General features: G+C 66.8%; 24 protein-coding genes and 1 tRNA gene. 10 read left to right on the forward strand and 15 right to left on the reverse strand.

Translation table 11 applies throughout. The features are described from left to right. Nucleotides 1–10: 10 nt before the first annotated feature. From L6Q21_RS11350 to sdhC, 8 genes are all read right to left on the reverse strand, one after another. Complete coding sequence (locus L6Q21_RS11350) at nt 11–1,054, reverse strand: HlyD family secretion protein (RefSeq protein WP_237830872.1); 1,044 nt, start codon at nt 1,052–1,054, stop codon at nt 11–13. A 260-nt stretch (nt 1,055–1,314) separates the two neighbouring features. Further along, the gene (gene zapE, locus L6Q21_RS11355; RefSeq protein WP_237830873.1) at nt 1,315–2,433 is read right to left on the reverse strand and encodes a cell division protein ZapE; all 1,119 of its coding nucleotides are present in this window, start codon (nt 2,431–2,433) and stop codon (nt 1,315–1,317) included. Next, entirely contained in the window at nt 2,430–2,870 is a 441-nt protein-coding gene (locus L6Q21_RS11360; RefSeq protein WP_237830874.1) for a PaaI family thioesterase, read from the reverse strand. Before L6Q21_RS11360 ends, zapE begins: the two co-directional genes overlap by 4 nt. Nucleotides 2,871–2,934: 64 nt before the next feature. Beyond that, nucleotides 2,935–3,741, reverse strand: coding sequence for an SPOR domain-containing protein (locus L6Q21_RS11365; RefSeq protein WP_237830875.1), 807 nt, complete (start codon nt 3,739–3,741; stop codon nt 2,935–2,937). A 253-nt stretch (nt 3,742–3,994) separates the two neighbouring features. Then, nucleotides 3,995–4,780 carry a succinate dehydrogenase iron-sulfur subunit gene (locus L6Q21_RS11370; protein ID WP_237830876.1) on the reverse strand — a complete coding sequence of 262 codons (786 nt, stop codon included), beginning with the start codon at nt 4,778–4,780 and terminating at the stop codon, nt 3,995–3,997. A 10-nt stretch (nt 4,781–4,790) separates the two neighbouring features. Next, nucleotides 4,791–6,605 carry a succinate dehydrogenase flavoprotein subunit gene (gene sdhA, locus L6Q21_RS11375; protein WP_237830877.1) on the reverse strand — a complete coding sequence of 605 codons (1,815 nt, stop codon included), beginning with the start codon at nt 6,603–6,605 and terminating at the stop codon, nt 4,791–4,793. Then, on the reverse strand, nt 6,598–6,999 hold the full coding sequence (gene sdhD, locus L6Q21_RS11380; protein ID WP_237830878.1) for a succinate dehydrogenase, hydrophobic membrane anchor protein: 402 nt from the start codon (nt 6,997–6,999) through the stop codon (nt 6,598–6,600). Before sdhD ends, sdhA begins: the two co-directional genes overlap by 8 nt. Beyond that, nucleotides 6,999–7,397: a succinate dehydrogenase, cytochrome b556 subunit gene (gene sdhC, locus L6Q21_RS11385; protein WP_237830879.1), complete on the reverse strand. Its 399-nt coding sequence runs from the start codon at nt 7,395–7,397 to the stop codon at nt 6,999–7,001. Before sdhC ends, sdhD begins: the two co-directional genes overlap by 1 nt. A 339-nt stretch (nt 7,398–7,736) precedes the next feature. On the opposite strand from sdhC, the gene pnuC reads away from it, so the two are divergent. Genes pnuC through L6Q21_RS11400 form a run of 3 tightly spaced genes read left to right on the forward strand, consistent with a single transcriptional unit; the run spans nt 7,737 to nt 9,771 of the window. Continuing rightward, nucleotides 7,737–8,303 carry a nicotinamide riboside transporter PnuC gene (pnuC, locus tag L6Q21_RS11390; RefSeq protein ID WP_237830880.1) on the forward strand — a complete coding sequence of 189 codons (567 nt, stop codon included), beginning with the start codon at nt 7,737–7,739 and terminating at the stop codon, nt 8,301–8,303. After that, on the forward strand, nt 8,300–8,812 hold the full coding sequence (locus L6Q21_RS11395; protein WP_237830881.1) for an AAA family ATPase: 513 nt from the start codon (nt 8,300–8,302) through the stop codon (nt 8,810–8,812). Before pnuC ends, L6Q21_RS11395 begins: the two co-directional genes overlap by 4 nt. A 5-nt stretch (nt 8,813–8,817) precedes the next feature. Further along, entirely contained in the window at nt 8,818–9,771 is a 954-nt protein-coding gene (locus tag L6Q21_RS11400) for a 50S ribosomal protein L11 methyltransferase (RefSeq protein WP_237830927.1), read from the forward strand. A 62-nt stretch (nt 9,772–9,833) separates the two neighbouring features. Here the strand turns inward: L6Q21_RS11400 and ligA are convergent, their stop codons facing one another. Together ligA and L6Q21_RS11410 are read right to left on the reverse strand one after the other, a co-directional pair. Next, nucleotides 9,834–11,930 carry an NAD-dependent DNA ligase LigA gene (ligA, locus tag L6Q21_RS11405; protein ID WP_237830882.1) on the reverse strand — a complete coding sequence of 699 codons (2,097 nt, stop codon included), beginning with the start codon at nt 11,928–11,930 and terminating at the stop codon, nt 9,834–9,836. Continuing rightward, nucleotides 11,927–14,077, reverse strand: coding sequence for a ComEC/Rec2 family competence protein (locus L6Q21_RS11410; RefSeq protein ID WP_237830883.1), 2,151 nt, complete (start codon nt 14,075–14,077; stop codon nt 11,927–11,929). The genes ligA and L6Q21_RS11410 overlap by 4 nt, the downstream gene beginning before the upstream one ends. Before the next feature lie 58 nt (nt 14,078–14,135). On the opposite strand from L6Q21_RS11410, the gene gltX reads away from it, so the two are divergent. Beyond that, on the forward strand, nt 14,136–15,578 hold the full coding sequence (gene gltX, locus L6Q21_RS11415; protein ID WP_237830884.1) for a glutamate--tRNA ligase: 1,443 nt from the start codon (nt 14,136–14,138) through the stop codon (nt 15,576–15,578). 58 nt (nt 15,579–15,636) lie between these two features. Then, nucleotides 15,637–16,920: a citrate synthase gene (locus L6Q21_RS11420; protein WP_237830885.1), complete on the forward strand. Its 1,284-nt coding sequence runs from the start codon at nt 15,637–15,639 to the stop codon at nt 16,918–16,920. 143 nt (nt 16,921–17,063) lie between these two features. On the opposite strand, the gene L6Q21_RS11425 is transcribed toward L6Q21_RS11420, so the two are convergent. After that, complete coding sequence (locus tag L6Q21_RS11425) at nt 17,064–17,429, reverse strand: winged helix-turn-helix domain-containing protein (RefSeq protein ID WP_237830886.1); 366 nt, start codon at nt 17,427–17,429, stop codon at nt 17,064–17,066. Between the two features lie 267 nt (nt 17,430–17,696). Here L6Q21_RS11425 and L6Q21_RS11430 point away from each other — a divergent pair, with 267 nt between their 5' ends. Beyond that, the gene (locus L6Q21_RS11430; protein WP_237830887.1) at nt 17,697–17,975 is read left to right on the forward strand and encodes an antitoxin of toxin-antitoxin stability system; all 279 of its coding nucleotides are present in this window, start codon (nt 17,697–17,699) and stop codon (nt 17,973–17,975) included. Beyond that, a complete protein-coding gene (locus L6Q21_RS11435) occupies nt 17,972–18,253 on the forward strand; it encodes a type II toxin-antitoxin system RelE/ParE family toxin (RefSeq protein ID WP_237830888.1) in 282 nt (93 codons plus the stop codon). Before L6Q21_RS11430 ends, L6Q21_RS11435 begins: the two co-directional genes overlap by 4 nt. A 93-nt stretch (nt 18,254–18,346) precedes the next feature. On the opposite strand, the gene L6Q21_RS11440 is transcribed toward L6Q21_RS11435, so the two are convergent. Continuing rightward, complete coding sequence (locus L6Q21_RS11440) at nt 18,347–19,405, reverse strand: sigma-54 interaction domain-containing protein (protein ID WP_237830889.1); 1,059 nt, start codon at nt 19,403–19,405, stop codon at nt 18,347–18,349. Between the two features lie 353 nt (nt 19,406–19,758). Here L6Q21_RS11440 and L6Q21_RS11445 point away from each other — a divergent pair, with 353 nt between their 5' ends. From L6Q21_RS11445 to L6Q21_RS11455, 3 genes are all read left to right on the forward strand, one after another. Beyond that, nucleotides 19,759–20,613: a helix-turn-helix domain-containing protein gene (locus L6Q21_RS11445; RefSeq protein ID WP_237830890.1), complete on the forward strand. Its 855-nt coding sequence runs from the start codon at nt 19,759–19,761 to the stop codon at nt 20,611–20,613. 233 nt (nt 20,614–20,846) lie between these two features. Further along, nucleotides 20,847–22,148 carry an FAD-dependent oxidoreductase gene (locus L6Q21_RS11450; RefSeq protein ID WP_237830891.1) on the forward strand — a complete coding sequence of 434 codons (1,302 nt, stop codon included), beginning with the start codon at nt 20,847–20,849 and terminating at the stop codon, nt 22,146–22,148. A 93-nt stretch (nt 22,149–22,241) separates the two neighbouring features. Beyond that, nucleotides 22,242–22,318, forward strand: a tRNA-Pro gene (locus L6Q21_RS11455). A 252-nt stretch (nt 22,319–22,570) separates the two neighbouring features. Here L6Q21_RS11455 and L6Q21_RS11460 read toward each other — a convergent pair. The 3 genes from L6Q21_RS11460 to L6Q21_RS11470 all read right to left on the reverse strand — a co-directional run bounded on the left by L6Q21_RS11460 (nt 22,571) and on the right by L6Q21_RS11470 (nt 26,202). Then, the gene (locus L6Q21_RS11460; RefSeq protein WP_237830892.1) at nt 22,571–23,929 is read right to left on the reverse strand and encodes a DUF1254 domain-containing protein; all 1,359 of its coding nucleotides are present in this window, start codon (nt 23,927–23,929) and stop codon (nt 22,571–22,573) included. A 41-nt stretch (nt 23,930–23,970) separates the two neighbouring features. Beyond that, entirely contained in the window at nt 23,971–24,924 is a 954-nt protein-coding gene (locus L6Q21_RS11465) for a DUF1254 domain-containing protein (RefSeq protein WP_237830893.1), read from the reverse strand. Between the two features lie 135 nt (nt 24,925–25,059). Next, the gene (locus tag L6Q21_RS11470; RefSeq protein ID WP_237830894.1) at nt 25,060–26,202 is read right to left on the reverse strand and encodes a hypothetical protein; all 1,143 of its coding nucleotides are present in this window, start codon (nt 26,200–26,202) and stop codon (nt 25,060–25,062) included. Between the last annotated feature and the right edge of the window lie 85 nt (nt 26,203–26,287).

A 26,287-nucleotide genomic window follows, 5' to 3' on the forward strand; every position in this document is an offset into this window, starting at 1 on the left:
TCGGCCGCCGTCATTCGCCGGGCTGGCGCCGGAGGTCCACGCTGACCTTCGCGGAAATGCCGGGAACCATGCGCATCCCCTCCGGCAGCGGCTGGTCGAGCACGATCTTCACCGGCACGCGCTGCACTATGCGGGTGAAGTTGCCGGTCGCATTCTCCGGGGGAATGATCGAGAAGCGCGAGCCCGACGCCGGCGAGAAGCTGTCGATCCGGGCTTTGAGCGGCGAGTCGGGGAAGGCGTCCAGCGTGACTTCGGCCGGCATTCCGGGCTTCATGCCGGCGATCTGCGTTTCCTTGAAATTGGCGACGAGATAGGCCTCGTCCACCGGCACCACCACCAGCATCTGCTGCCCCTGCCGCGCGAACTGGCCGGGGCGCACGCTGCGGTTGCCGACGACTCCGTCGAACGGGGCGCGGATTACGGTGTTCTCGAGGTCCAGCCTTGCGGCTTCGCGCTGGGCGAGCGCCGCCTTCTGCGCCGCCCCTGCCCCGCCCGCCGAGCCGGACGCCGCCTGGCGGCTGGCGGTGGCGGCGGCGATTCCGGCGCGGCGTTCGGCGACGAGAGCGGAGGCGGAAGCGGCCTCGGCCCGGCGCTGGTCGACGGTGGCGCGGGTGGCGAAGCCCTGCGCCAGCAGATTCTCCGCCCGTTTCGCATCCGCCGCGGCGCGCACCGACTGGGCTTCGGCGGCGCGCAGCGCGGCCTGGGCCTGGGCGATGGCGTCGGCTTCGGCGACGACGCGGGCGCCGGCGGCGCCGCGTTCGCGGGTCAGCCGTTCCACATCGGCTTCCGCCTTGGCGAATGCGGCGCGGTAGTCGGCGTCGACGATGTGGACCAGCGGGTCGCTGGCCTTCACCGGCTGGTTGTCCTTCACGTCGACGGTGGCGACATAGCCCGGCACCTTGGCGGCGATCACGGCCATGTCGGCTTCGACATAAGCGTTGTCAGTCGATTCCCAGTGCCGCCCTTCGAGCCACCACCAGAGGCCGAAGGAAACGGCCAGAAGGGCAACAATGCCTAGGAGGATGGGAAAGACGCGGTTTCGGGCCTGTTCCATGCGGCCGTAGGTATGCGGCACCGGCCATGCCTACAACTTCAGCAAATATGCTAGGCTTCATGTTCCTGCGGCATGGGCCGCCGCCCGATCATGCCTGGGTTTGTAACCCGTAGACCTATATGTTTTCCGTCATCCCGGGCTTGACCCGGGATCCCGCTTTCCGACCAGCGTGGGAAGAAGCTGGATCCCGGGTCAAGCCCGGGATGACGGAGAGGAAGCTGGGTGACGAAGGGGATCGGAGGCCCCAAGCCAGAGGCTGGTCAGACCCTCAGGCCATGGCCTTCGGCGAGATAGTCCGCCGACTGCATCTCCATCAGCCGGGAGACGGTGCGGTCGAACTCGAAGCGGCCGTCGCCTTCCAGATAGAGCTGCTCCGGCGGGGCGTCGGCGGCGATCAGCAGCTTGCAGCGCCATTCGTAGAGCGCGTCGACGAGGGTGATGAAGCGGCTCGCCTCGTTGCGGTTCTCCGGGCCGAGCCGGGGCACGCCGACGAGGATCACCGTATGATAGGTGCGTGCAACCGCCAGATAATCGGCTGCGCCCCGCGCTTCGCCGCACAGTCGCCTGAAGGAGAAGACGGCGACGCCCTTCAGGCTTTTGGGCACATGCAGCAGCCGCCCGCCGCCGACGTCGAGATCGTGGGAGGGGACATTGGCGCGGTCCTCGACCGGGAAATCCGTCAGGCGGAAGAACAGGTTGGAAAGCGCCTGCGTCGCTTCCGGGCCGTTGGGGGTGTAATAGGTGGGCATTCCGCCCATGCGGTGCAGGCGATAGTCGGTCGGGCCGTCCAGCGTGACGATTTCCAGCTCGGTTTCGAGAAGGGCGATGAAGGGCAGGAACAGCTCGCGGCTGAGGCCGTCCTTGTAGAGATCGCGCGGGGGGCGGTTGGAGGTGGCGACCACCGTGACGCCCGACGCCATCAGCGCCGTGAACAGGCGCGAGAGGATCATCGCGTCGGCGATGTTGTTGACCTGAAGCTCGTCGAAGCAGAGCAGCCTCGCCTCATCCGACCAGCTTTTCGCCACCGCCGGGATCGGGTCGCCGGGGTCGGACTGGCGGTGGGCGAAGATGCGGGCGTGGGTTTCCAGCATGAACTGGTGGAAGTGGATTCGCTTGCGCGGCTCCACCGCGACATGGGTGAAGAAAAGGTCCATCAGCATGGACTTGCCCCGCCCTACCCCGCCCCAGAGGTAAATGCCCTTGGGCGCCGCTGGAGCTTCGCCCCCGAACAGCTTGCCGAACAGTCCCTTGCGCGGCGGAGGCCGTTCCAGCGCGTTCGCCAGACGGTCCAGCCGGGCGGCCACTTCGGCCTGCGCCGGGTCGGTCTTCAGTTCGCCGGCCTTCACCAGCGCTTCATAGGCGGCGCTTATGCGGCTCACGGGCGTCTCTGCACCTTGCGCAGCAGGCCGTGCCATTGGCAGACCAGCGTTTCGCCATCGTCCTGCGTCAGCGTGCCCGCCACCCAGATCAGCTTGCCGGTTTCCCGGACGATGTGGCCGCGCCCTTCCAGCGGCTTGCCGACGATCCCCGCGCCGAGGAAATCGGTGGCGCATTGCACCGTGACCGCGCCGGTATGGCCTGGCAGGTGGCGCACGGCGGCGAACATCGCGACATCGATGAAGGCCATCAGGAAGCCGCCGTGCAGGAATCCGAGATAGTTGGAATGCCGGTGCCCGGTTTCGATGACCGCCAGCACGCCCGGCGGCTCGTCGCGGTAGTGGATTTCGCCCAGAGTGTCCACGAAGCGGCCCTCGGGCTGCGGGTGCCACAGCCTCCAGCCCTTCCACGGCCCTTCTTCGATCGGTGCGCCTGCCATGGGGCGGGCGTAGCGGCCGTGCGGCGGGCTCGCAACCTCCTTCAAAGCATGAGGGGCAGCTATGTCAGGCCGGGCGGACCGGCAGGCAGTCGAAGCCGGCGGCGGAGGCGTGGGCGCACAGGCGGATGGCGTCCGCCTGATTCTCCACGCCCTTCACTTGCAGGCGGGTGAGCGGCTTTCCGGGGACGGGCTCGAAATGCGGGCTGAGGCCGCCCAGTTCCGGGCTGCGGGACTTGATATCCGCCCACGCCCGCTCGGCGGCGGCCGGGCTGCCGAAGGCGCCGAGCTGGATTCGCCAGCCCGCCGGGATCGTGCCGGCCGGCGGCGCGGCCATCACCCCCATCCGCGCCGTGCGCGCAGCCAGTTGCGGCGGGGCGGTGAAGGGATGGTCCAGCCGGGCCAGCGCTTCGCCGGCCCAGGCCTGGCGCTCGTCCGGGGTGGCGGCGATCGCCTGCTTCACCACCTGCGCCGCCGCGTCGCAGAAGCCCGCCTGCGCCGTGGGCGAGGCGAAATGGTTGTAGAGCTTCGTCATGTCGGTATCGAGGGCGCGCTGCCAGTTGCCGCCTTTCGCGCGATACTGGGCGGAGAGGGCGTCGTAGGATTGCGTCAGAAGCGCCTTCTTGGCCTTCAGAAATTCATTATAGTCGGACGCGAGCGCCGGGCCGACGCGCTGGGCGCAGGAGAGCGCCGCGACATTCAGGCCGGCGCGGACGTGCCAGACGGTTTCCAGCGGATCGAGATTCTGGTGGATCGGGGAAAGCGGCGCCGGTGCAGGCGCCGGGCGCGCGGGTTCCAGGGCCGGCGCGGGCGCGCGGGTCGAGCAGGCGGCGAGCAGCGCGAGTGTGGCGGCGAGCGGGATGTGGCGGCGCATCTGGTTCCCCTGTTGGTTGCGCCGACATTGGCGGGCGTTCGGGGTTCCGGCAAGGCGATTGCGCGCGGGCGGACGCGGCCGGCGGCCAAGCCGCCGAGTTCGCTTGAGGGTTGAAGAACATGCAGAAAAGAAAAATCCCGGCTGAGCCGGGATTCGTCGGACTGGACGGCGATAGAGATTGCCGTCTCAGCCGGCCGCGCCTTCGGCGAGTCTGCGAGTTAGCGCTGCGCGCTAATCGCAGCCGCCTTTCGGCTTACACCGCGCGCGTCACCATCATCTTCTTGATCTCCGCGATCGCCTTCGCCGGGTTCAGGCCCTTGGGGCAGACATTCGCGCAGTTCATGATCGTGTGGCAGCGGTAGAGGCGGAACGGATCTTCCAACTGGTCCAGCCGCTCGCCGGTCATCTCGTCGCGGCTGTCGGCCAGCCAGCGATAGGCCTGCAACAGGATCGCCGGGCCGAGGAAGCGGTCGGAGTTCCACCAGTAGCTGGGGCAGGACGTGGAGCAGCAGGCGCACAGGATGCACTCGTAGAGGCCGTCCAGCTTGGAGCGGTCCTCCGGCGACTGCTTGCGCTCCTTCAGCGCCGGCTCCGGAGTCACCGTCTGCAGCCAGGGCTTGATCGAGGCATATTGCGCGTAGAAATGCGTCATGTCGGGGACGAGGTCCTTGACGACATGCATGTGCGGCAGCGGGGTGATGCGCACATCGCCCTTCACATCGTCGATCGCCAGCGTGCAGGCGAGCGTATTAGACCCATCGATGTTCATCGCGCATGAGCCGCAGATGCCTTCGCGGCAGGAGCGGCGGAAGGTCAGCGTCGGGTCCAGCTCGGACTTGATCTTGATCAGCGCGTCGAGGACCATCGGCCCGCAATCGTCGAGGTCGATGTCGTAGCTGTCGTAGCGCGGGTTCTGCCCGTCGTCCGGGCTCCAGCGGTAGATGCTGAAGGTCTTGACGCGCCTGGCGCCGGACGGGGCCGGGAACGCCTTGCCCTTGCCGGTGATCCTGCTGTTCGCGGGGAGTTGGAACTCAGCCATTAGGGACCCCTTAGTAAACCCGAGCCTTGGGTTTGATATATTCGACCTCTTCGGTCAGCGTGAACTGGTGCACGGGGCGATAGTCGATCTTCACCGCGCCGCCGTTGCCGCCCCAGCCTTCGAACCAGTTGATGCTGTGTTTCATCCAGTTCTCGTCGTCGCGGTTGGGATAATCCTCATGCGCGTGGGCGCCGCGGCTTTCCTTGCGGTTTTCCGCGCAGGTCATGGTGGAAACCGCCTGCGACATCAGATTGTCCAGTTCCAGCGTCTCGATGAGGTCGGTGTTCCAGATCAGCGTCCGGTCCTCGATGCCGACGTCCTGCAGGCGCTTGTTGACTTCGCCCATCTTCACGACGCCTTCGGCCAGCAGCTCGCTGTCGCGGAAGACGGCGGCGTGCCTCTGCATCGTGTGCTGCATTTCCAGCCGGATCTTCGCCGTCGGCGAGCCGCCCTTCGCGTTGCGATAATGGTCGAGCCGCGACAGCGCGAGATCGGCCGAATCCTGCGGCAGCGGCCTGTGCGCGCCGTGCGGCTTCAGATTGTCCTTCAGATACAGACCGGTCGCCCGCCCGAAGACCACGAGGTCGATCAGCGAGTTGGAGCCAAGCCGGTTGGCGCCGTGCACCGAGACGCAGGCCGCTTCGCCCACCGCGAACAGGCCGGGCACCACCACTTCCGGGTCGTCGCCGACCTTGGTGACCACCTGCCCGTGATAATTGCAGGGAATTCCGCCCATGTTGTAGTGGACCGTCGGCGTGACTGGCAGCGGCTGGCGGGTGAGGTCCACGCCGGCGAAAATCTTGCCGCTTTCGGTGATTCCGGGCAGCCGCTCGTGCAGCACCTTCGGGTCGATATGGTCGAGGTGGAGGAAGATATGGTCCTTGTTGGGGCCGACGCCCCGGCCTTCGCGCATCTCCATCGCCATCGAGCGCGAGACGACGTCGCGGCTGGCGAGATCCTTGGCGCTGGGGGCGTAGCGTTCCATGAAACGCTCGCCCTCGGAGTTGGTGAGATAGCCGCCCTCCCCGCGCGCGCCCTCGGTGATGAGCACGCCGGCGCCGTAGATGCCGGTCGGGTGGAACTGCACGAACTCCAGATCCTGCAGCGGCAGGCCGGCGCGCAGCACCATGCCGCCGCCGTCGCCGGTGCAGGTGTGGGCCGAGGTGGCGGAGAAATAGGCGCGGCCATAGCCGCCCGTCGCCAGCACCACCGCATGGCTGCGGAAGCGGTGGATCGAGCCGTCGGCCATGCAGATGGCGATGACGCCACGGCATTCCGGCCCGCTGGGGCCGTTTTCCATGATCAGGTCGATGGCGAAATATTCGATGTAGAAGTCCGCGTCATACTTCAGGCTCTGCTGGTAGAGCGCGTGCAGCATGGCGTGGCCGGTGCGGTCGGCCGCGGCGCAGGTGCGCTGCACCGGCGGGCCGGCGCCCATGTTCTGCATGTGGCCGCCGAACGGGCGCTGGTAGATGCTGCCGTCGAGATTGCGGCTGAAGGGCACGCCGGCATGCTCCAGCTCGTAGACGGCGGCCGGGGCTTCGCGCACCATATATTCGATCGCATCCTGGTCGCCCAGCCAGTCCGACCCCTTCACGGTGTCGTACATGTGCCAGGTCCAGTGGTCCGGCGAATTGTTGCCGAGGCTGGCGGCGATCCCGCCCTGCGCCGCCACCGTGTGGCTGCGGGTAGGGAACACCTTGGTGATGCAGGCCGTCTTCAGGCCGGCTTCGGCCGAGCCCATGGTGGCACGCAGGCCCGAGCCGCCGGCGCCGACGACGACCGTGTCGTAGGTATGGTCGATGATCTTGTAGGCTTCAGGCACGCACGCCTCCGAACGCGATGATCAGCACCGAGAAGGCGGCGACGGCCGCGATGCCGAAGATGAAGAAGTTGAGGACGATGATGGCGAGCAGCTTCAGGCCTTCGGAATGGACATAATCCTCGATCAGCACCTGCACGCCGAGCCGGGCGTGCCAGAAGGTGCTGACGATGAGCAGAAGCAGCGGCACCGCTACCAGCGGCGAGGAAATCCAGGCGAGCACGCTCGACCGGTCGAAGGAGGGGAGGAGGATCAGCGAGGCCAGGAACCAGACCAGCAGGATGAGGTTGCTGGCGGCGGTGACGCGCTGCAGCCACCAGTGGTGCACCCCGCTCTTGGCGGAGCCGAGGCCACGGACCCGCTTCAGGCCCGACGCGCTGTTGAAATCGGTCGCCATCAGAAAACCCCCGGCCCGGCGAAGTGGAAGACCGCCCAGAAGGCGACGGTGAGCAGCACCGAGCCGATCCAGACCCAGGTGGCGCTGAGCTTCGAGACGCCGAGCTGGTAGCCCCAGCCCGAGTCCATCGCCAGGTGGCGGACGCCGGAAAGCAGGTGCTGGAAGGCGGCCCAGCTCAGGCCGATCCAGATGATCCAGCCGAAGACGCTGCCGGCGAAGGCGGAGAAGGTGGCATAGGCTTCCGCCGAGGTGGCGGTGGCGGCAAGCCACCAGGCGAACAGCGTGAGCCCCGCGAACACCAGGCCGTTGCCGGTGATGCGGTGGGCGATGGACGTGATCGCATGCACCCGCCATTTCCAGATGGACAGGTGCGGCGAAAGCGGTCTGTTGTCAGCCATGCCGGCGAAATCCCCTTGGTCTCTTTGCGGCCTCCATTGATCGGAAATCGTGCGCCATGCAACAGTCGAGGCGCTCCAAGGGCGGAGCAGCGACTTTTCCATATCAGTTATGCGCTGAACGCATAGCTTGGCCGCATCGCCAATTGTCGGGCCGATCGACAGGCCGGCGCGTAGCGCAACGGCCGGCTTGCCTTCGTCCGCAGGCTCGCGCATGCATCGGGGCAACAAGCAAAAGATTCTCAGGGTCGCAACGCATATCCGAACTTCTCTCCCCCCTGGCTTCAGCCTCGCCTCGGACCTGACGGCCCGGCAATCCGGCTTGGGGTGGAGCGCCGGCGGGTGAGCGCATCCCTGGAAATTCTGGCCGCCGGGCTGTTGCTGGCCAATGTGTGGCTGGTCGCCCGCCGGTCGCTTTGGAACTATGCCTTCGGGATCGCGGCGGTTTCGCTTTACGCCTGCGTCTTCTGGGAAGCGCGGCTCTATGCGGTGTTCGGGCTGCAATTCCTGTTCCTGGGGCTGAACATCTATGGCCTTATCAACTGGCGGCGGGCGCGGGACGCGGAGGGCGGCGTGCCGGTCGTGCGGATGACGGGCCTGGAGAAGGCCTCGACGCTGCTGGGCGTTCTGTTGCTGGCGGCGGCCGTCGGCTGGCTGCTGGTGCGGACGACCGACGCCGCCAGCCCATTCTGGGACAGCCTGGCGACCGCGCTTTCGCTTTCGGCGCAATATTGGCAGGCGCGGCGGCGGGTGGAGACCTGGGGGCTGTGGGCGCTGGTGAATCTGGTGTCCGTCGGCCTCTACGCAACGCAGGCGCTCTGGGCTACAGCGGCCGTCTATGCGGCGCTGCTGGCGGTCGCATTCTATGGGTGGCGGGCCTGGAAACGGGCGGCGAACGGGGACGGATGATGTTGAGGGTGACGCTTTCGGGCGTGGAATCGGTCGGCAAGTCGACGATGGCCGCAAGGCTCGCGAAGCATTTCGGCGGCATCCTGATCCTGGAGTTCGGGCGGACCTACACCGAGCAGCTCCGCCGCAACCTGACGCTGGAAGACCATTATGCCATAGCCGAGGGGCATGAGATCGCCGCCGATCAGGCCGCCAGCGCCAGCCCGCGCCTGCTGGTGGAAGACACCGACATCGTGATGACGACCGCCTGGACGACGATGCTGTTCGGCGGCCGCGACGCGATATTGTCCAGCCGCGACAGCCGCGCCGACCTGCATCTGCTGCTGTGCCCCGACGTGCCCTTCGTGGCGGACAAGGTGCGGATGTTCGGCGACCCCGCCGAGCGGATGCGCTTCCATTCCATCGTGCTGGAGGAATTCGCCGCGCGCGGCCTGCCCTTTGTGCAGGTGGAAGGGCTTTGGGAGGCGCGCTGGGCGACCGCCGTGAAGGCGATCGGCGCGCGGCTTTGACCTCCATGCTGGCCACCCTGCCCTGCACCCGGGCCGAGGCGGACGCCGCCGCGCTGATGGACGAGCCCTTCCCCGGCTTCGACCCAGCGCCGACGCTGGCGGCGGCCGAGGATGGGGAGAGCTGGGAGCTGCGCCTCTATTTCGAGGGCGAGGCCGATCCGGACATGCTGGCGGCCTTTCAGGCTCTGGCGCCTTCCTCCGGGCTGGCGCCGTTGGTGGGGCCGGTGCCTGATCTCGACTGGGTGACGCTGTCCCAGGCCGGGCTGGAGCCGGTGAGCATCGGCCGTTTCCATGTGCACACCGGCGAGCGGGCGGGCAGCGCGAGGCCCGGGCAATGGCCGATCCGCATCGACGCCGGCCTTGCCTTCGGGACGGGACAGCATGCGACGACCGCCGGCTGCGTGGCGATGGCGACGCGGCTTTCGCGGGTGGCGGCGAAGCGCAATGTGCTGGACGTGGGGACGGGCTCCGGGCTGCTGGCGTTTGCCGCGCACAAGCTGTTCCCGCAGGCGCGGCTGACGGCCGCCGATCTCGATCCCGTCGCGGTGAAGGTGGCGGTGGAGAATGCGCGGCTGAACGCCGTGCCGCTTGGGCGCGGGCGCGGGGCCATCGCCCTGCTGCCGGCGCCGGGAGTGGAGCATCCGCTGATCGGCGCGCGGGCGCCCTATGATCTGGTGTTCGCCAATATATTGGCCGGGCCGCTGGTGGCGCTGGCGCCTTCGCTTTCCGCCGTGGTGGCGCGCGGCGGGCATCTGATCCTGGCCGGGCTGTTGCAGCCGCAGGCGGCGAAGGTGATCGCCGCCTATCGGGCGCAGGGGCTGCGGCTGGTGGATCGTTCGCCGCGCGCCGAGTGGCCGGTGCTGCTGTTCCGCAAGGAGAAGCCTGCGAACCGGCGGGCGGCGATGCGCGGGGCAAGGCGGGAGACCGCCGGGCGCGGGTGGCAGATCGACAGTTTGTAAGAACCCACCGAGTTCCGTCACCCTGGGTTTGACCCGGGGTGACGGGTGTGAGTGGGGAGTGGTTAGCTTTCCAGGATTTGGTGCCACTCGGCTTCCGAGATCACTTCCACCCCGAGCGCTTCCGCCTTGGCGCGCTTCGAGCCGGCGTCGGCGCCGGCTATCACCAGATCGGTTTTCGCGCTGACACTGCCGGCGACGCGGGCGCCCAACGCTTCGGCGCGGGCCTTGGCCTCGTCCCGGCCCATGGTTTCCAGCGTGCCGGTGAACACCAGGGTCTTGCCGGCCACCGGGGAGTCGCGGGTTTCGAGGCGCACTTCGGACGGTCGCGCTTCCTTGACCAGATCATGGACGAGGTCGCGGTTGTGCGGCTCGGACCAGAAGTCGGCGAGCGCCGAGGCGACTTCCGGGCCGACGCCCGAGACTCCGACCAGCGCCGCCCGGTCGGTCGCGACGCGGCGCCAGTGCTTTTCCTCCGTCTCGCCCAGCGCCGGTTCCGGGGCATGCGCGACCAGCCTGTCGAGCAGCGCTTCCACATTTTCCCATTTGTTGGCGGCCCGCGCGATGTCCCGCGCGGTGACTTCGCCGACGTGGCGGATTCCGAGGCCGAAGAGCAGCCGGTCCAGCCCGACTCCGCGCCGCGCCTCGATGGAGGCGAGCAGATTGGCGACGGATTTCTCCTTCCAGCCCTCGCGCTGCATCAGCTCCCCAGCGTGGTTGTGCAGCCGGAAGATGTCGGCGGGGTTGGCGATCCAGCCCAGCGCCAGAAACGCCTCCAGGCTCTTGCCGCCCAGCCCGTCGATGTCGACGGCGCGGCGGGAGACGAAGTGGCGCAGCCGCTCGTAGCGCTGCGCCGGGCAGATGAGGCCGCCGGTGCAGCGGCGAACCGCCTCTCCATCCTCGCGCACGGCGAGGCTGCCGCATTGCGGGCAATGGTCCGGGAAGAGATATTCGGCGCGGGCGTCGTGGGCGGCTTCCTCGCCCGTCCAGCCGAGGATCTGCGGAATCACGTCTCCGGCGCGCTGCACTTCCACCCTGTCGCCCACGCGCACGTCGCGGCGGCGGATCTCATCCTCGTTGTGCAGCGTGGCGTTAGTGACGACCACTCCGCCGACCGTCACCGGCTTCAGCCGCGCGACCGGGGTGAGCGCGCCGGTGCGGCCCACCTGTATGTCGATCGCCAGCAATTCGGTGACGGCGCGCTCGGCGGGGAATTTGTGCGCCAGCGCCCAGCGCGGGTGGCGGGCCACCTGCCCCAGCCGCTCCTGCCAGGCGAGGCTGTCGACCTTGGAGACGAGGCCGTCTATGTCGTAGCCGAGCCCCGGGCGGGCGGCCTGCAGGGCGCGATAGGCTTCCAGCACTTCGGTCATGGATTCGACGCGGATCAGAGTCGCGGAGACGGGGAAGCCGAAGGCGCGCAGCCGCTGCATCGCTGCATATTGGGTGGTGGCGAGAGCGGCCGACAGTTCGCCCCAGCCATGGGCGTAGAAGGCGAGCGGGCGGCTGGCGGTGACGGCGGAGTCGATCTGGCGCAGCGACCCTGCCGCCGCGTTCCTGGGATTGGCGAAGACCTTGCCGCCCGAGGCTTCCTGCGCGGCGTTCAGCGCGTCGAAGGCTTCCCAGCGCATGTAGATTTCGCCGCGCACTTCCAGAATGTCGGGGGCGTCGTCCGGCAGCGTCAGCGGGATGTCGGGGACAGTGCGCGCGTTGGCGGTCACATCCTCGCCCACCGCGCCGTCGCCGCGCGTGGCGGCGTGCAGCAGCCGGCGGTTCTCGTAGCGAAGCGACAGCGAGAGGCCGTCGATCTTCGCCTCTGCCGTGAAGGCGAGCGGTTCCGCCGGCGGCAGGTTGAGGAAGCGGCGGACGCGGGCTTCGAATTCCAGCGCCTCCTCGTCCGAAAAGCCGTTGTCGAGGCTGAGCATGGGCCGGGCGTGGCGGATCTTGCCGAAGCCCGAAGCCGCCGCCGCGCCGACGCGATTCGAAGGGGAATCGGCGCGGACGAGATGCGGGAAACGGGCCTCCAGCGCCTTGTTCTCGGCCATCAGATCGTCGAATTCGGAATCTGAGATAACCGGTGCATCATTTTGATAATACAGGCGGCTATGCTCTTCTATGAGCCTCGCCAGTTCGGCCAGCCTCTCGGCGGCGGCAGCTTCAGTCATTCCGTTATCACGCCCGTCCATTCTGTTTTCCCTAGCAGGCGCGGGCGCATTCCGGGAGGGGCTGCGGGGCTCCAGGGCTGATCGCCGGCGCGGGCGCCGACGCTGGCGAGCGCGGCGCGGCGGCTGTCGATCGCCACCGCCCCCATCGGGCGGAGCGCCGGCGGGTCCAGCCGGAGCCAGCGCGGGGCGCAGATTTGCGGCAGGCCGGCGGGGGATGTGACGATGTCCGCCGCGCGGCAATGGGCGGCGAGTTCCGGCGTGCGCGGTGGATAGTCGAGGAAGGCCAGCAAGGTGAGGCCGCCTTCGAGCGGCACGCGGCAGGCCATTTCGTTGCAGCGCGCGCCGGGAAGATCGGCGAAGCGGGCGCTGGCGGCGGCGGCGGTCTGCTCGGCCCAGTTGCGGACGGTGAAGCCCTCGCGGTGGCCCCGCAGCGTGTGGAGCCTGCCTTCGCGGAGGATTCCCGCCTGCCGGCCGTCGGCGCTGACGAACAGGTCGGGGCGCGGGGCGAGGGCCGCCATCAGCATGCCGGCGAGGATCAGCGGCGCCCCGGCCCAGCGCAGGCGCCCTTCCAGCAGCAGGAAGATGAGGCCGCCGGCCGCCAGCGGGAACAGCGCCGATTGCGGGATCGCCGGCAGTTGCAGCGAGGCGCCCGGCCATCCGGCGACGGTGAGGCCGATGGCCGCCAGCGCCTCCAGCGCCGGGCGCAGCAGCGGCGTTACCAGATGGCCGAGGCCGAAGGGCGCGAGGAACAGCCAGGCCGCCAGCAGCGGCATGATGAGGAAGCTGGTGAGCGGGATGGCGGCGAGGTTGGCGACGACTCCATAGGCCCCCGAGCGGCCGAAATGCGCCAGCGCGATCGGGGTGAGGACCAGTTCGGCGGCGAGGCCGGTGAGGAGAAGAGCGGCCGCGAAACGGGCGAGTTTCGGCAGAATGCCCTCCTCCGGCTGCGGCGCCAGCCGCCGGCCGAGCGGCGAGCGGGCCAGCGCCACCAGCGCGATGACGGCGGCGAAGCTCAACTGGAAGCTGGGGTTCAGCAGCGCCTCCGGGCGGGCGAGCAGGATCAGGAAAGCGGCGAAGGCGATGAGGCGCGGGGCGAGCGGGTCGCGCCCCAGCATCAGCGCCGCCAGCACCACCCAGGCGGCGATGATCGAGCGCACCGCCGGCAGGTCGGCCCCCGAAAGCAGGGTGTAGGCGGTTCCGGCCACGCCTGCGCCGATGGCGGCCAGCTTCGGGACGGAAAGCCGAAGCGCCAGCCAGGGCGATAACGCCAGCAGCCGTCTCAGCAGCCACATCGCCCCGGCGACGACCACGGCGATATGGTAGCCGGAAACGGTGAGGATATGCGCAAGACCGGACACGCGCATCGCCTCCAGCAGGGGCGGGCGGATTCGCCCCTGCTCACCAACGGTCAGCGCGACGGCGATGGCGCCGGCGTCTCCGCCCAGGCTTTCGACGATCGCGCTCTCCAGATGCTGGCGCAGCCGGTCGAACCGGGCGGCGCCTTGGGACGGGGAGGAGAGGATGACGGGCGGGGCCAGCGCCCGGCCGCTGGCGGAAATGCCTTCGAACCAGGCGCGGCGGGAGGGGTCGTGCCCGCCGGGCACGGCTGGACCGGGAATGGGGCCAAGCGTGGCCTCGACCCGGATGCGGGCGCCGGGCGTCAACCCTTCGGGCAAGGGCGCCTTCAGGGACAGGCGGACGGTGACGGCAGGGTCCATCGCGCTGAAGTCGCGGCGCAGGTGCAGGGAATAGCGCTCGCCGCCCGCCTGCGGCTCCAGCGACTCGACGGTGCCGGTGATCGGCGCGGCCGTGAGGCGGTGGTAGAGGCGCGGTTCGGCGACGCGGGCGCTGCGGATATCGGCGGCGAGCAGGCCGAACGCCAGAAGCAGGCCCATGGCGACGACCGCGCGGCGCGCCGTCGCCTGAAGCGCCAGACCGGCGAAGGCCAGCGCGAAGGCCAGCAGCAGCGCGACCTGCCGCTCCACGTTCAGCGGCAGCAGGAACCAGAGGGCGATTCCCGCCCCCAGCGCCACGGGGGCGAACAGCGGCAACTGCCGCCGCTCGGCTTCCAATATGTGTGAGAGGCGGGCGCGCCAGCCGCCTATTGCAGCCGGCTTTTGCCCTTCGCCCGCGATGATGCTAGCCACCCGCCGTTTTCAGCCCCGTTTCATGGGCCGACCCCGGCCGCAGCTTTCGGATTCCTCGATGCCAGACGCAAGCGATTCCATCCTTCCCGACTATCAGGGCCTGCCGCGCCCGGTGACGCGCTTCGCCCCCTCCCCCACCGGCTATCTGCACATTGGCGGGGCGCGGACGGCGCTGTTCAACTATCTCTATGCGCGCCGGCACGGCGGCACCTTCCTGCTTCGGATCGAGGATACCGACCGGGCGCGCTCTACCGAGGATGCGATCGGCAAGATCCTGGACGGCATGGCCTGGCTCGGCCTCGACGCCGACAGGCCGCCGCTTTTCCAGTTCGCCCGCGCCGACCGGCACGCCGCCATCGCCCATCGCCTGCTGGCCGAAGGCAGGGCCTATCGCTGCTATGCGACGGCGCAGGAGCTGGAAGCGATGCGCGAGGCGCAGAAGGCAAAGGGATTGCCGCAGCGCTACGACGGGCGCTGGCGCGGGCGCACGGACTGGCCGGAGGGGCAGCCCTATGTCGTGCGGCTGCAGGCGCCGCAGGATGGCGAGACGGTGATCGACGACCAGGTGCAGGGCCGGGTGCGGCAGGCGAACGGCGAGCTCGACGATTTCGTGCTGCTCCGCTCGGACGGGACGCCCACCTATATGCTGGCGGTGGTGGTGGACGACCATGACATGGGCGTTTCGCATGTGATCCGGGGCGACGACCATCTGACGAACACGTTCCGGCAACTGGCGCTGATCCGCGCGCTCGGCTGGCCGGAGCCGGTTTATGCGCATGTGCCGATGATCCACGGGCCGGACGGCGCCAAGCTTTCCAAGCGCCATGGCGCGCTGGGGGTGGAAGCCTATCGCGACGAGATGGGCATCCTGCCGGAAGCGCTGGAGAATTATCTGCTTCGGCTGGGCTGGGCGCATGGCGATACCGAGCTTGTCGCCCGCGCAGAGGCGGCGAAGCTGTTCGATCTGGATGGCGTCGGCCGCTCGCCGGGGCGGTTCGACCTGAAGAAGCTGGAAAGCGTGAACGCGCATTATCTGAAGCTGGCCGACAATGGGCGGCTGGCCGGGCTGGCCGCGCCGCGCATGGAAGCGCTTCTGGGGCGGGAATTGAGCGACTCGCAGCGCGATCTGCTGCTTCGCAGCATGGATGAGCTGAAGCCGAGGGCCAAAAACCTCAATGAGTTGGCAGGGTCGGCCCTGTTTCTCGTTCGCAGCCGCCCGCTTCCCATGGACGAAGGCGCCGCAAAGTTGCTAGACGACGCCGGCCTCAAGCTCCTTGGCGAGGTGAAGGCGGCGCTGGAAGCCGCGCCGCAGTGGGAGCGGGAGGCGCTGGAAGCGACCGCAAAGCAGGTCGCCGAGGCAGCCGGACTGGGGTTGGGCAAGGTGGCGGGGCCGCTTCGGGCGGCGCTCACCGGCCAGACGGCCAGCCCCAGCGTGTTCGCCATCCTGGCGCTGCTGGGCCGGGAAGAAAGCTTGGGGCGCATCACGGATGCGCTGAAATGAGGAACAGGCCGCCCCTTCCATGGGGGTCGATGCCAAACGGGTGCGGAAAGGTGCAGGAATGAGCGAACTGGCCAAGATCACGCTGGGCGACAAGAGCGTCGACCTTCCGGTGAGGGACGGCAGCATCGGCCCGCAGGTGGTCGATATCCGCAAGCTTTACGGGCAGACGGGGGCCTTCACCTTCGACCCCGGCTTCACCTCCACGGCGTCCTGCGAATCCGCCATCACCTATATCGACGGCGACGAAGGCGTGCTGCTGCACCGCGGCTACCCGATCGAGCAGCTGGCCGAGAATTCCAGCTTCATGGAAGTCGCCTATCTGCTGACCGAGGGCGAGCTTCCGACCGCCGAGGATCTGAAGCGCTTCGAATACACCATCAGCCGCCACACGATGGTGCATGAGCAGCTTCTGCAATTCTACCGCGGCTTCCGCCGCGACGCGCACCCGATGGCCATCATGTGCGGCGTGGTCGGCGCGCTTTCCGCCTTCTACCACGACTCGACCGACATCGACGATCCGAAGCAGCGGATGATCGCCAGCAACCGGCTGATCGCCAAGATGCCGACGATCGCCGCCATGGCTTACAAATATTCGGTGGGCCAGCCCTTCGTTTACCCGGATAACTCGCTTTCCTACACCGGCAACTTCCTGAAGATGACCTTCGGCGTGCCGGCCGAAAGCTATCAGGTGGACCCGGTGATCGAGCGGGCGATGGACCGCATCTTCATCCTGCACGCCGACCATGAACAGAACGCCTCCACCTCGACGGTGCGTCTGGCGGGTTCTTCGGGCGCCAACCCGTTTGCCTGCATCGCCGCCGGTATCGCCTGCCTGTGGGGGCCGGCGCATGGCGGCGCGAACGAGGCGGCGCTGAACATGCTGCGCGAGATCGGCCGGCCGGAGCGCATCCCGGAATATATCGCCCGCGCCAAGGACAAGGACGACCCGTTCCGGCTGATGGGCTTCGGCCACCGCGTCTACAAGAATTACGACCCGCGCGCGACGGTGATGCAGCAGACGGCGAAGGAAGTTCTGGAGAAGCTGGGCGTCACCGATCCGGTGTTCGACGTGGCCCGCGAACTGGAGCAGATCGCGCTGAAGGACGAGTATTTCGTTTCGAAGAAGCTGTATCCGAACGTCGATTTCTATTCAGGCATCATCCTGTCGGCGATCGGCTTCCCGACCAGCATGTTCACCGTGCTGTTCGCGCTGGCCCGCACCGTCGGCTGGGTGGCGCAATGGAACGAGATGATCGGCGACCCCGAGCAGAAGATCGGCCGCCCGCGCCAGCTCTACACGGGTTCGCCGCGCCGGGATTATGTGGCGATCGACAAGCGCTGAGGGGTGTGCGTTCACTTATAAGGTCGGGGCGCTGCCCCGACACCCCGGCAGGGCGCCGCGCGCCCTGCACCCGCTCAAACCAACCTCAGAAACGCCGATACAGTTAAGAGAAAGCAAATCGCTAAAAATTAGCAAAAAATGAATTATAAATGAATTCCAAGTTCTTGGAAATCATTTTTCAACTCTTCATGCTCTTCATTTATTTTTTCTATATACTCCAACCCCTTATTAGTAATTCTATATTGATCATAATCAATCTTCTCCACGTATCCCCTTCCACATAAAGAAGATTTTTCACTTGGCCTCAGATTATTATTAATTCTAATTCGCCATCTTGACTCGTTCGGCCTTTTTTCATTTTTTCCTTTATCATAATTTGTTAATTCTAAATTTTTTTTAAGTTCCGCCTCCAATTTAGAAGTTGAGTATATATTTCCATCCTTCATTATTCTCAGCATTTCGTGCTTGAAATAATCTCCTGCGGCCTTTTCTTCATTTTTTGAACTCATTTCACCGCACCTTTCATATATTTTACAGAACAAAAATCCTTTTGGGTTAGAATTGTATAAAATTTCTCCTAATTTTCAATAGGAAATCCGGGGACAATATACTTAACTCGATCGACAGTGGAACTGCGGCGGGAGCAATGCCGCGCTGTGCTTCCGGCACGCCACCGCCTCCTTTAAGAAACGCCCAGACTGGTGTGTGGTGATCCTATCTTGCAGCGATTGGTATGGCAACGTATATACGATGTCATTATCGACGGAGGTGCGATCATGGCGAAGGAAGCCGTTTTCACGATGAAGCTGGAAGCCGACCTGCGGGCGGACTTCATGGCCGAAACCGAATCCCTGCATCGCCCGGCCTCGCAGGTCGTGCGCGAACTTATGCGGGAGTTCGTGGAGCGCCAGCGCCACAAACGGGCGCATGGCCTGTTCGTCGAGCAAAAGGTGGCGGTGGCGCGTGAGTCGATGCAGGCGGGACACGGCCATGACCATGATGAGGTCGAAGCGGATTTCGCCGGCCGCCGTGCGCGGATCGCCGACCAGGCGTGAAGGTCCGGTGGACGCCGGAGGCGCGGCAGGACCGTGCGGACATATGGGACTATCTGGCCGCACGCGATGAGAAGGCAGCCGTTCGGATCGACGGCCTGATAAGCGAGGCCGTCGCCCAGCTCGCCGATTTCCCGATGCTGGGCCATGAGGGCGAAGTGGCTGGAACCCGCGAACTCACGCCGCACAGCAGCTACCGATTGGTCTATGAGATAGACAGCGACACGGTTTGGATTCTCACGGTCATTCATAGCAGACGCCAGTGGCCACCATTGCGCTAGCGTGGCGCGTGCCGGCAATACGGCCTTCCTGGCTGCGAGGGTGAAAGTGATTGGTGAGACACCAAGGGGACAATGAGGTGTAGCCAGCTGCTTTCACGCCGCCTCATTCGCCGCTTTCAGCCCCATCCGCTTCATTTTCTCCACCAGCGTCGTCCTGTTCAGGCCCAGCAGGCGGGCGGATTCGGCGATCGTGCCGTTGGAGGCAGCCAGCGCCTGCGCGATCAGAGTAGCCTCCGCTTCCGCCAGCAGGCTTTTCAGCGCCATCGGCTTCAGGCCAAGGCTGTCCGCCTGCAACCGGGCCGCCAGATCAGCCGGGCGGGGTGTCGGAGTTGCGCCCTGCCCTGTCAGCCATTGCGGCATCAGCCGGCGGCGGGGGTGAAGCAGGCGAGTGACGGCTTCGGCATTCAGCGCATGCTCGCCAAGGGCCAGTGCGCGCTCGACAAGGTTGCGAAGCTCGCGCAGGTTTCCGGGCCAGTCGTGCGCGGTCAGCATGGCAAGGCCGCATTCGCTGAGAAGCAGGCGCTGCCTCGAAACGGCCGCGAAATGGGTTATGAGGGCCGGAATATCCCCCACGCGGGCCGCAAGCGGCGGCAGGTCCAGCCAGACGACAGCTAAGCGCCAGTAGAGGTCGGCGCGGAAACGGCCTTCGGCGACCGCCTGCTCCAGATCGACATTGGTGGCGGCGACCAGCCGGAAATCGACCGGAACCGGCCTGCTGGCGCCCAGACGCTGGACTTCGCGGCTTTCCAGCACCCGCAGCAACTTCACTTGCAGCGGCAGCGGCAGGTCGCCGATTTCGTCCAGGAACAAGGTGCCGCCATTGGCGGCTTCCAGGCGGCCGATCCGGGCTTTGCTGGCGCCGGTGTAGGCGCCGGCCTCCGCGCCGAACAGTTCCGCCTCGGCCAGTTCATGCGGGATGGCGCCGCAGTTCACCGCTTCGAACGGGCCGCCCGCGCGCGAGCTGGCGGCGTGCAGCGCGCGGGCGGCGTTTTCCTTGCCCGTGCCCGACGGCCCCGTGATTAGAACCGTCGCCTCGGCGGAGGCGACACGCGCGATCGTCTCCCGCAACTGGCACATGGCCGGCGACGTGCCGATCAGATCCGCCGACACGCGCTGGCGGGCGCGGCCGGGCTGGAGTGGAATCTCTCCCATCCCCGTCCTTTCGCCCGGGCGCTGCCTGTGCCCGGCCCTTCCCCGGCCACGGCGCGCCCGGGTGCGGTGAGCAACCCGTTTTGCGGCCGGCTTTTCACGAGCCGACCTGAAACCGCGGCCATCGGCACAAGCCCGACAGCCGTTGACCACAAAGGCGGATCGTTCGCGCGGCTTGACCTTTCGGCCCCGCCGGGAGACGGTGCGCCCCGGGTCGGCGGAGGTGTTGGCATGGCTTTCCTGAAAGCTTGAGGCCGGCAACGTCCGCTCTGGGGGGGAATGCGGGGCGATCATGCCGGATGCCGCCTGCCCTACCGGGGGAAAATCGTTTTTTTCCAACGGACAAGGGCCTGCAATTGGCGGACTATCAACTATCCGAAACGGACCGTTCCCCGGCCGTGGGGCTGAAGATTCTGGCGGCCGGCACCTCCTTGCCGCTGGCCGGGCTGTCGCGATTCCTGGTGGACGCGATTCCGGCCGTGGGCGGCGCGGCGCTGGTGGAGGCCGTCGAACGGGCGCGGCCGGACATTCTGCTGATGGATGCAGAGTTGGCCGACGCGCGGCTGGCCGCGCTTCTGGCGCATCCCTCGCACGCCGGGATGCCGGTGCTGCTGCGGACGGCGGACGGCGACGCGGATCTGGCCGGGCTGCTGCTGCAGGCGCCGCTGCACTTTCTGGAAGCCGACAGCGACGCGGCCGCCATCCGGCGCGCCGTGGAGGAACTGGCGGAAGGGCTGCAACATCATGCGGCCGACGCCGGCTCCCGCTTTGGCGGCGACGGCCGGATCGAGGCGCTGAAGCGCGACGCCGAGCGGGTGGCGGCGGCCCTTGCCGAACTGGTGGCGAGCCGGCCGGAATCGGCCGCACGGCCGGTGGATGCCGCGCGCATCCGCGCCCATATCCGCGCCCGGCGCCTGCGTGAGCGTTTCTTTCCCGCCGAGCTGTTCGCGGACCCGGCGTGGGACATGCTGCTGGATCTGGCCGCCGCCCGGCTGGAAGAACGGCCGGTGAGCGTGTCGAGCCTGTGCATCGCCGCCAACGTGCCGACGACGACGGCGCTGCGCTGGATCAAGAATCTGAGCGACACGGGTCTGCTCAGCCGGTCGGCGGACCCGGGCGATGCGCGGCGCGCCTTCATCGCCCTTTCGCCGGAGGCTGCGAAGGCGATGGATGCCTGTCTGGATGCCGTGCTGAATCAACCTGGGCAGTGACGGGCCTCAGTCGGTTCGTATGGATCGAGTTCGTTCGTCACCCCGGGCTTGACCCGGGGTCCAGCTTTTCTGCTGGCACTGCGGGTGAGGAAGAAAGCTGGACCCCGGGTCAAGCCCGGGGTGACGAGGTGGGGAAGGGAATGGGCTTTCCTGCGAACTGGCCCACTGCCCGATGATGCGGGCGGTTGAACAGCCAGCGATTTGCGGCCAACCTTGACCCCGGGAGGATCGACATGCGCACCATGGCAATCGTGGGTTCCGGGCCGGCCGGCTTCTACACCGCGGAAGCGGCGCTGAAGGCGTTCGGAGAGGATGTCCGCATCGATATCATCGACCGGCTGCCGACACCCTATGGGCTGATCCGCGCCGGTGTGGCGCCCGACCACCAGTCGATCAAGGCGGTTTCCCGCCGCTATGACCAGGTGGCGGCGGACGAGCGGGTGCGTTTCCTCGGCAATGTGCGGGTGGGGGAGGATGTCGGCGTCGGGGAACTGACCGCTTTCTACGACGATGTCGTGCTGGCGGTGGGGGCACCGCAGGACCGGCCGCTGGGCATCCCCGGCGACGATCTGCCGGGCGTGCTCGGCTCGGCCGCGTTCGTGGGCTGGTACAATGGCCATCCGGACTTCAAGGACCTGGAGCCGCCGCTCGACACCCAGGCCGTGGTGGTGGTGGGCAATGGCAATGTCGCCATCGATTGCGCGCGCATATTGGCGAAGACAGTGGACGAGTTGCAGGCCAGCGACATCGTCAACCATGCGCTGGAGCCGCTCTCCCGCTCGGAGGTGCGGCAGGTGCATGTGCTGGGGCGGCGCGGGCCGCATCAGGCCAGTTTCACGCTGAAGGAAGTGGGCGAACTGGGCGAGCTGGAACGGGCGACGCCGCTGGTGCGGATTGGGGATTTTCCGCCCGAGACGGAGGATGCAGCGCTGGAGACCGGGCAGCGCCGCGTGGTGGAGGTGTTGCGGCGCTTCGCGGCGCGGGGGCCGGACGCCTCCCGGCCGGTGACCTTAAGCCTGGATTTCTTCCGGCGGCCGGTGGCGGTGCTGGGGCATGGGCAGGTGGAAGCGCTGGAGGTGATGAAGACCCGCGTCGACGAAAATGGGCGTGCGGTGGACACAGGCGAGACAGAGATCATCCCCTGCGGCATGATCGTGGCGGCGATCGGCTATCGCACGGCCTCCATCCCCGGTGTTCCGTTCGACGAGCAGGCCGGGCGCTTCGTGAACGAGGCGGGATTGATCGCGCCCGGCTTGTGGTGCGTCGGCTGGGCGCGGCGGGGGCCTTCGGGCACCATCGGCACCAACCGGCCGGACGGCTTCGCCCTTGTGGAGCGGATCGCGAAGGAAACGCTCGCCGGCGACAAGCCGGGCCGGGCGGCGCTGATCGCCCTGCTGGCCGAGCGGCAGGTGCCGGTTTCCGATTTCGACGACTGGCGGAATATCGACGCGCTGGAGGTCGCCCGCGCGCGTGCGGGCGCCCCGCGCGAGAAGATCGTCGAGCTTTCGGAATTAAGAGCGCTGTTCGAAGGTTGAGGGCTGTTTGGCGGCGGCCTTTCCCGCCGATCTTTTTTTGGCCGCTGCCGCTTGACGCGGCTGGGGCACGCGACTATCCCGCCCGCCTCGGCCCGGGGAATAGCTCAGCCTGGTAGAGCGCTGCCTTCGGGAGGCAGAGGCCGGAGGTTCGAATCCTCTTTCCCCGACCAGCTTCTTTCAGGAAGTCAGGTAGCCGGTTTCTTCCGGAATTATGCGCCTTCGCGCCCGTGCACGAGATTTTACTGAAATCTCTATATTCCACGCTTATGCATTGAATATAGACAACAACCCTCAGCCCGCTGCCAGCAGTCTGAATGGCATGTGCGTGCAGAAAGGGGCGCGCAAATATCTTGCACGCCCCTGCCCTGTTCCGGCCTGTCGCGGCGGTTGCCGCCCTCAGGCGTCTGTATCGCGCGAGCGCCTCAGAGCCGTTTCAGCGGCGGTTGCGTCCAGCGGCCATCCAGCGCTTCCGCCTTCGGCCAGTAAAGGCGCAGCGTCGTCCAGAAAGGCCCGGCTGGCACCGGAAGCCAGTTCGACTGGCTGTCGGCCTCTGGCGCCTCGTTCTGGAGGAGCAGGGTGATGCCGCCGTCCGCATCGCGCTTCAGCCCGGGAAGCATCGGCGAGTTGATCAGATAGCGGTCCAGTTCATTGGCGTAGAGCAGGCTTTCCGGAAGCTGGTAGACCGTCAGCGACCAGAAGGCGTTCACCGGCGGCAGCTTGTCCGCTTCCAGCTTCAGCGCATATCTGGCGCGCCCATCCAGCGCCTCGCCGGCGGAATCCACGAAATAGGCCGGGTAGATCGCCTCTTCCTTGGAATTGCCGTAGATGCCAAGCACCGCCGACGCCATGCGGTTCATATAATTGTTCCGCAGGAACTCCCGCGTGCCGAAGCCGTCGGCGGAGCTGAGCTTTCCGGTGTCAACATTGTCGCGCTTGTGCGCTTCGAACGCCTTCCAGCCGTCCGCGATCCCGTCCTGCACCGCCTGCTGCAGTTCGGGCGAAAGCGTGGAGAAATCGAAAGCCTGACCCGGACGAATGCCGATCTTCGCGAACCGCGCGCGCAGGTCCGTTTCAGACGGGTGGGTCGGGCAGAAGGTCAGGGCGAAGTTCAGCACATGGAAGAAGTCGGGCGAACTGCGCTGCTCTTCGGGCGACAGTGGGCTGGCGAAATCGGTGGCCGGCACGGCTGCTGGCGCCGGCTGGCCCAGATATTCCGACAGGGTCCGCACCTTGTAACCAGCCTGGATCTTGCGGACATTTTCGATGTCGCCCGGATTGAGGAGTTGGGTGCGGTAGAAGACGAAGGCGATTTCGGTTTCCGAACGGATCACCTTGCGGATTCCCGCCGGGGTATCGCCCTGCCAGCCCGGCCCGACCAGCAGATAGTCGCCAGCGCCATTGCCGGTCGCGCGGCTGCCCACATAGTCGAAGTTGAAGGTGTAGAGGTCGATGAACTGGAGCGAATAATAGCGCCCTTCATCCACCTCCGGCACGCTCAACACCAGCGGTTCAGCGCGGAGGTCGGCGCCGAGCTGGGAATAGGGCGTGTCGGAATTGGGGGTCTGGATCGCCTTGTCTTCGGGCGTGAAAACGCGGCCGACATTGTTCAGCTGGTTCCAGGGCGCCTTATAGTCCGGGTTCTGCCGGTCGACGAAATAGGAGTGCAGGATCCGGTAATTGTCGACGATGGGGAAACCATAGACAAAGGCCTCTGCGGCGATCGCGCGGACCTCGGCGGGTTTCAGCGACGGGTCTATCAGGGAGTTTTTCGGGCTGCTCATTTCGGTTCGCTTTCCTGTGCTGACGGAAGGGAAAAGCCTTTTCAGGCCAGCGGCTTCGCCACCGGGAAGACGAAGCTTCCGTCGAGGATTTCCGGGCGCGGGCGATAGAGCCGGACCATATAGTTCCAGCCGGGCATGATCGGCAGGATGTTATCCCCTTCGCTGCCGCCGAAGCGGATGCGGATCTTGCCGTCGGCGGACTTCTTCGCCGTGAGATTGTTGAAGGTGTAATGGTCGAGGTCGTTCTTCTGGTAATAGCCTTCGGCGTTGTAGAGGCTGACCGACCAGAAGCCGTCGACCGGTACGTCCCCCACCACCAGTTCGTGGACGGTGCTACCGTCGTTCTTCTCGGGCGTGACGTTCAGATAGAGCGCTTCGCTTGGCGGATTGGCGCCCCAGCCCAGCGCCGAGCCGATCAGGAAGCGCACCGGGTCCACATCCTCGCGCTTGCCATACATGCGGTTGGTGTCGGGCATGGTCTCGGCCAGCGTCAGCAGGGCGCTGCGCACCATATTCTGGCTTTCCGAATCCCAGTTGGGGATTTCGAAGCTGCCAAGCGCAGTCAGTTCCAGTTGGATACCGTCCTGCACGGCATGGGCGGCGGCGACGTCCGCCGGGTCGGCGGGGTTCACCAGCGTGCGGACGGCGGCGACGACATAGCGCGTGCCCATCTTTTCCCGCGTCAGTTCATGGCGGCCGGCGCCATAGAAGACGCCATAGGTATATTGGTCCTCGTCGATCAGTTGCAGGGAAACGAAGCGGTCGCCGGTTTCCGGCAGGGTGATCGCCGCCGGGCCTGCGTCCAGGTCGATCACCACCGAGGAATAGAGGGTGTCGCGGTTGAGGCGGATGACCGACTGCTTGTCGAGCGGGGCCACTTCGCGGGTATGGTCGAACTTGCCGAAGCCGCCGTTCTTGACGACGTTGGAGAAGTAAAGATCGGATTCCGCGCGCGAGAAATTCTCCGGCGTGACCGGAATGCTGCCTGCTGCCATGTGCCTGCTCCCTTGTTGAACCTCTGGCGGACGATGCGCCTGTGGTGCCTTTCTTCTGGGACGGGTGGAGACTGACGGGAACGCTGCAACCACCTGCGGCGGCACCGTAGAATTACGCGTGTGGGGCCGCCGCCGTTACAGCCCGCCCGGAATGAGATCGAGCGGTGGAAGCTCCGCCAGCGCGATGCGCAGCAATTGTTCCAGCGGCACCTGCAGGAACACCAGCAGCAACAGCGGGGCGCCGGCCGAAAGCACCATCGCGGCGATTCCCCATGGCCGGATGGGCAGGAAGCGCATGTCGGTGACGGTTGCGTGCACGGCGCCGAAATCCGCCAGCGCCGAGGGGTTGGGGCTTTGCAACTGCTCCGCCGGAGGCATCGGGTTCGACACCCAGCTTTCCTCGAAGGCGCGGGAAAGGCTATGCCCGATCAGCGCGTAATCGAACAGGCCGTTCCTTTTGCTGCGCAGCAAAAGCGGCGTCGTCAGGAATAGCGGCAGTAGCAGCAACAGGGGGTAGATGACCACATAGCCGACGAGGGGGAGTATCAGATCCCCGACCGTTTCGCCCAGATGGGCGATCCGGTTGGCGGCGCTGCCTGCCATCATGAAACCGCCGGCCACGAGCAGCGGTGAAAGCCTTTGCTGCACGAAGCCCAGATAGCCGAGGCCACCGGCGCCGTCCGGATGCGCCGGGTTCAGCCTTGGCCGTAGGAAGCCGAGGCTGCCCAGCAGCACCAGCCACAGCAACAGCCGCCACAGCCACAGCAGCATCAGCAGGCGGAAAATCGGCAGGAAAAGGAAGCAATACCAGCCGCCGGCGAGGTTGAGTTTACCAGAGGCGGAATAGCCCCACCCCTCCAGCCCCCGAAGCGGGCCGGGCAGCCAAGGTTGCAGCAGGGCGCCAGCGAAGGCGACAAGGATCATCCCCGCGATGACGACACGGTTGCACCTGAGGCGCCTCAGCCTCGCCGCCCAGCGGCGTTGCCGCGCCAGATTCGCGCCGGAGAGCAGACCCGCCCGCTCCGGATGGTCTAGCGCGCGGTCGATCATCGAGTCGAAAAGCGGCAGGGTTGCGAGCAGCAGCGGCATGGCGACCAGAATGCGCGAAAGCGCCGCATAATCGCGCTGAAGCGGCACGTCCAAACCTGCACTCCAGTCGGCGAGCGCGAAAAGCGGCGCGCCAATCCCGAGTGTGAGCAGCAACGCGAGGCAGGCCGAAGAGCGCCAGGACTGCTCCACGGCTTCATCGCTCCAGCGCGGACATGACTTCAGGAACATGGCCGACCTTATTCTGCATCTGCGCGTTTCGCGCCCTTATGGTCCCCCGAGCGGATGCCGGCAGCGGCAATTCGGCGGCCCGGGA

The organism is Sandaracinobacteroides sayramensis (genome assembly GCF_022014495.1).
GTDB lineage: Bacteria > Pseudomonadota > Alphaproteobacteria > Sphingomonadales > Sphingomonadaceae > Sandaracinobacteroides > Sandaracinobacteroides sayramense.

What these genes read in the sequence shown, in the direction of transcription:
- L6Q21_RS11395 (WP_237830881.1), top strand. Translation starts at nt 8,300, where the DNA reads ATGATGTTGAGGGTGACGCTTTCGGGCGTGGAATCGGTCGGCAAGTCG.
- sdhD (WP_237830878.1), bottom strand. Translation starts at nt 6,999, where the DNA reads ATGGCGACCGATTTCAACAGCGCGTCGGGCCTGAAGCGGGTCCGTGGC.
- L6Q21_RS11465 (WP_237830893.1), bottom strand. Translation starts at nt 24,924, where the DNA reads ATGGCAGCAGGCAGCATTCCGGTCACGCCGGAGAATTTCTCGCGCGCG.
- L6Q21_RS11360 (WP_237830874.1), bottom strand. Translation starts at nt 2,870, where the DNA reads ATGGCAGGCGCACCGATCGAAGAAGGGCCGTGGAAGGGCTGGAGGCTG.
- ligA (WP_237830882.1), bottom strand. Translation starts at nt 11,930, where the DNA reads ATGACTGAAGCTGCCGCCGCCGAGAGGCTGGCCGAACTGGCGAGGCTC.
- sdhC (WP_237830879.1), bottom strand. Translation starts at nt 7,397, where the DNA reads ATGGCTGACAACAGACCGCTTTCGCCGCACCTGTCCATCTGGAAATGG.
- L6Q21_RS11425 (WP_237830886.1), bottom strand. Translation starts at nt 17,429, where the DNA reads ATGAGTTCAAAAAATGAAGAAAAGGCCGCAGGAGATTATTTCAAGCAC.
- L6Q21_RS11365 (WP_237830875.1), bottom strand. Translation starts at nt 3,741, where the DNA reads ATGCGCCGCCACATCCCGCTCGCCGCCACACTCGCGCTGCTCGCCGCC.
- L6Q21_RS11420 (WP_237830885.1), top strand. Translation starts at nt 15,637, where the DNA reads ATGAGCGAACTGGCCAAGATCACGCTGGGCGACAAGAGCGTCGACCTT.
- L6Q21_RS11450 (WP_237830891.1), top strand. Translation starts at nt 20,847, where the DNA reads ATGCGCACCATGGCAATCGTGGGTTCCGGGCCGGCCGGCTTCTACACC.
- L6Q21_RS11350 (WP_237830872.1), bottom strand. Translation starts at nt 1,054, where the DNA reads ATGGAACAGGCCCGAAACCGCGTCTTTCCCATCCTCCTAGGCATTGTT.
- L6Q21_RS11430 (WP_237830887.1), top strand. Translation starts at nt 17,697, where the DNA reads ATGGCGAAGGAAGCCGTTTTCACGATGAAGCTGGAAGCCGACCTGCGG.
- L6Q21_RS11370 (WP_237830876.1), bottom strand. Translation starts at nt 4,780, where the DNA reads ATGGCTGAGTTCCAACTCCCCGCGAACAGCAGGATCACCGGCAAGGGC.
- L6Q21_RS11440 (WP_237830889.1), bottom strand. Translation starts at nt 19,405, where the DNA reads ATGGGAGAGATTCCACTCCAGCCCGGCCGCGCCCGCCAGCGCGTGTCG.
- L6Q21_RS11400 (WP_237830927.1), top strand. Translation starts at nt 8,818, where the DNA reads ATGCTGGCCACCCTGCCCTGCACCCGGGCCGAGGCGGACGCCGCCGCG.
- L6Q21_RS11470 (WP_237830894.1), bottom strand. Translation starts at nt 26,202, where the DNA reads ATGTTCCTGAAGTCATGTCCGCGCTGGAGCGATGAAGCCGTGGAGCAG.
- gltX (WP_237830884.1), top strand. Translation starts at nt 14,136, where the DNA reads ATGCCAGACGCAAGCGATTCCATCCTTCCCGACTATCAGGGCCTGCCG.
- L6Q21_RS11460 (WP_237830892.1), bottom strand. Translation starts at nt 23,929, where the DNA reads ATGAGCAGCCCGAAAAACTCCCTGATAGACCCGTCGCTGAAACCCGCC.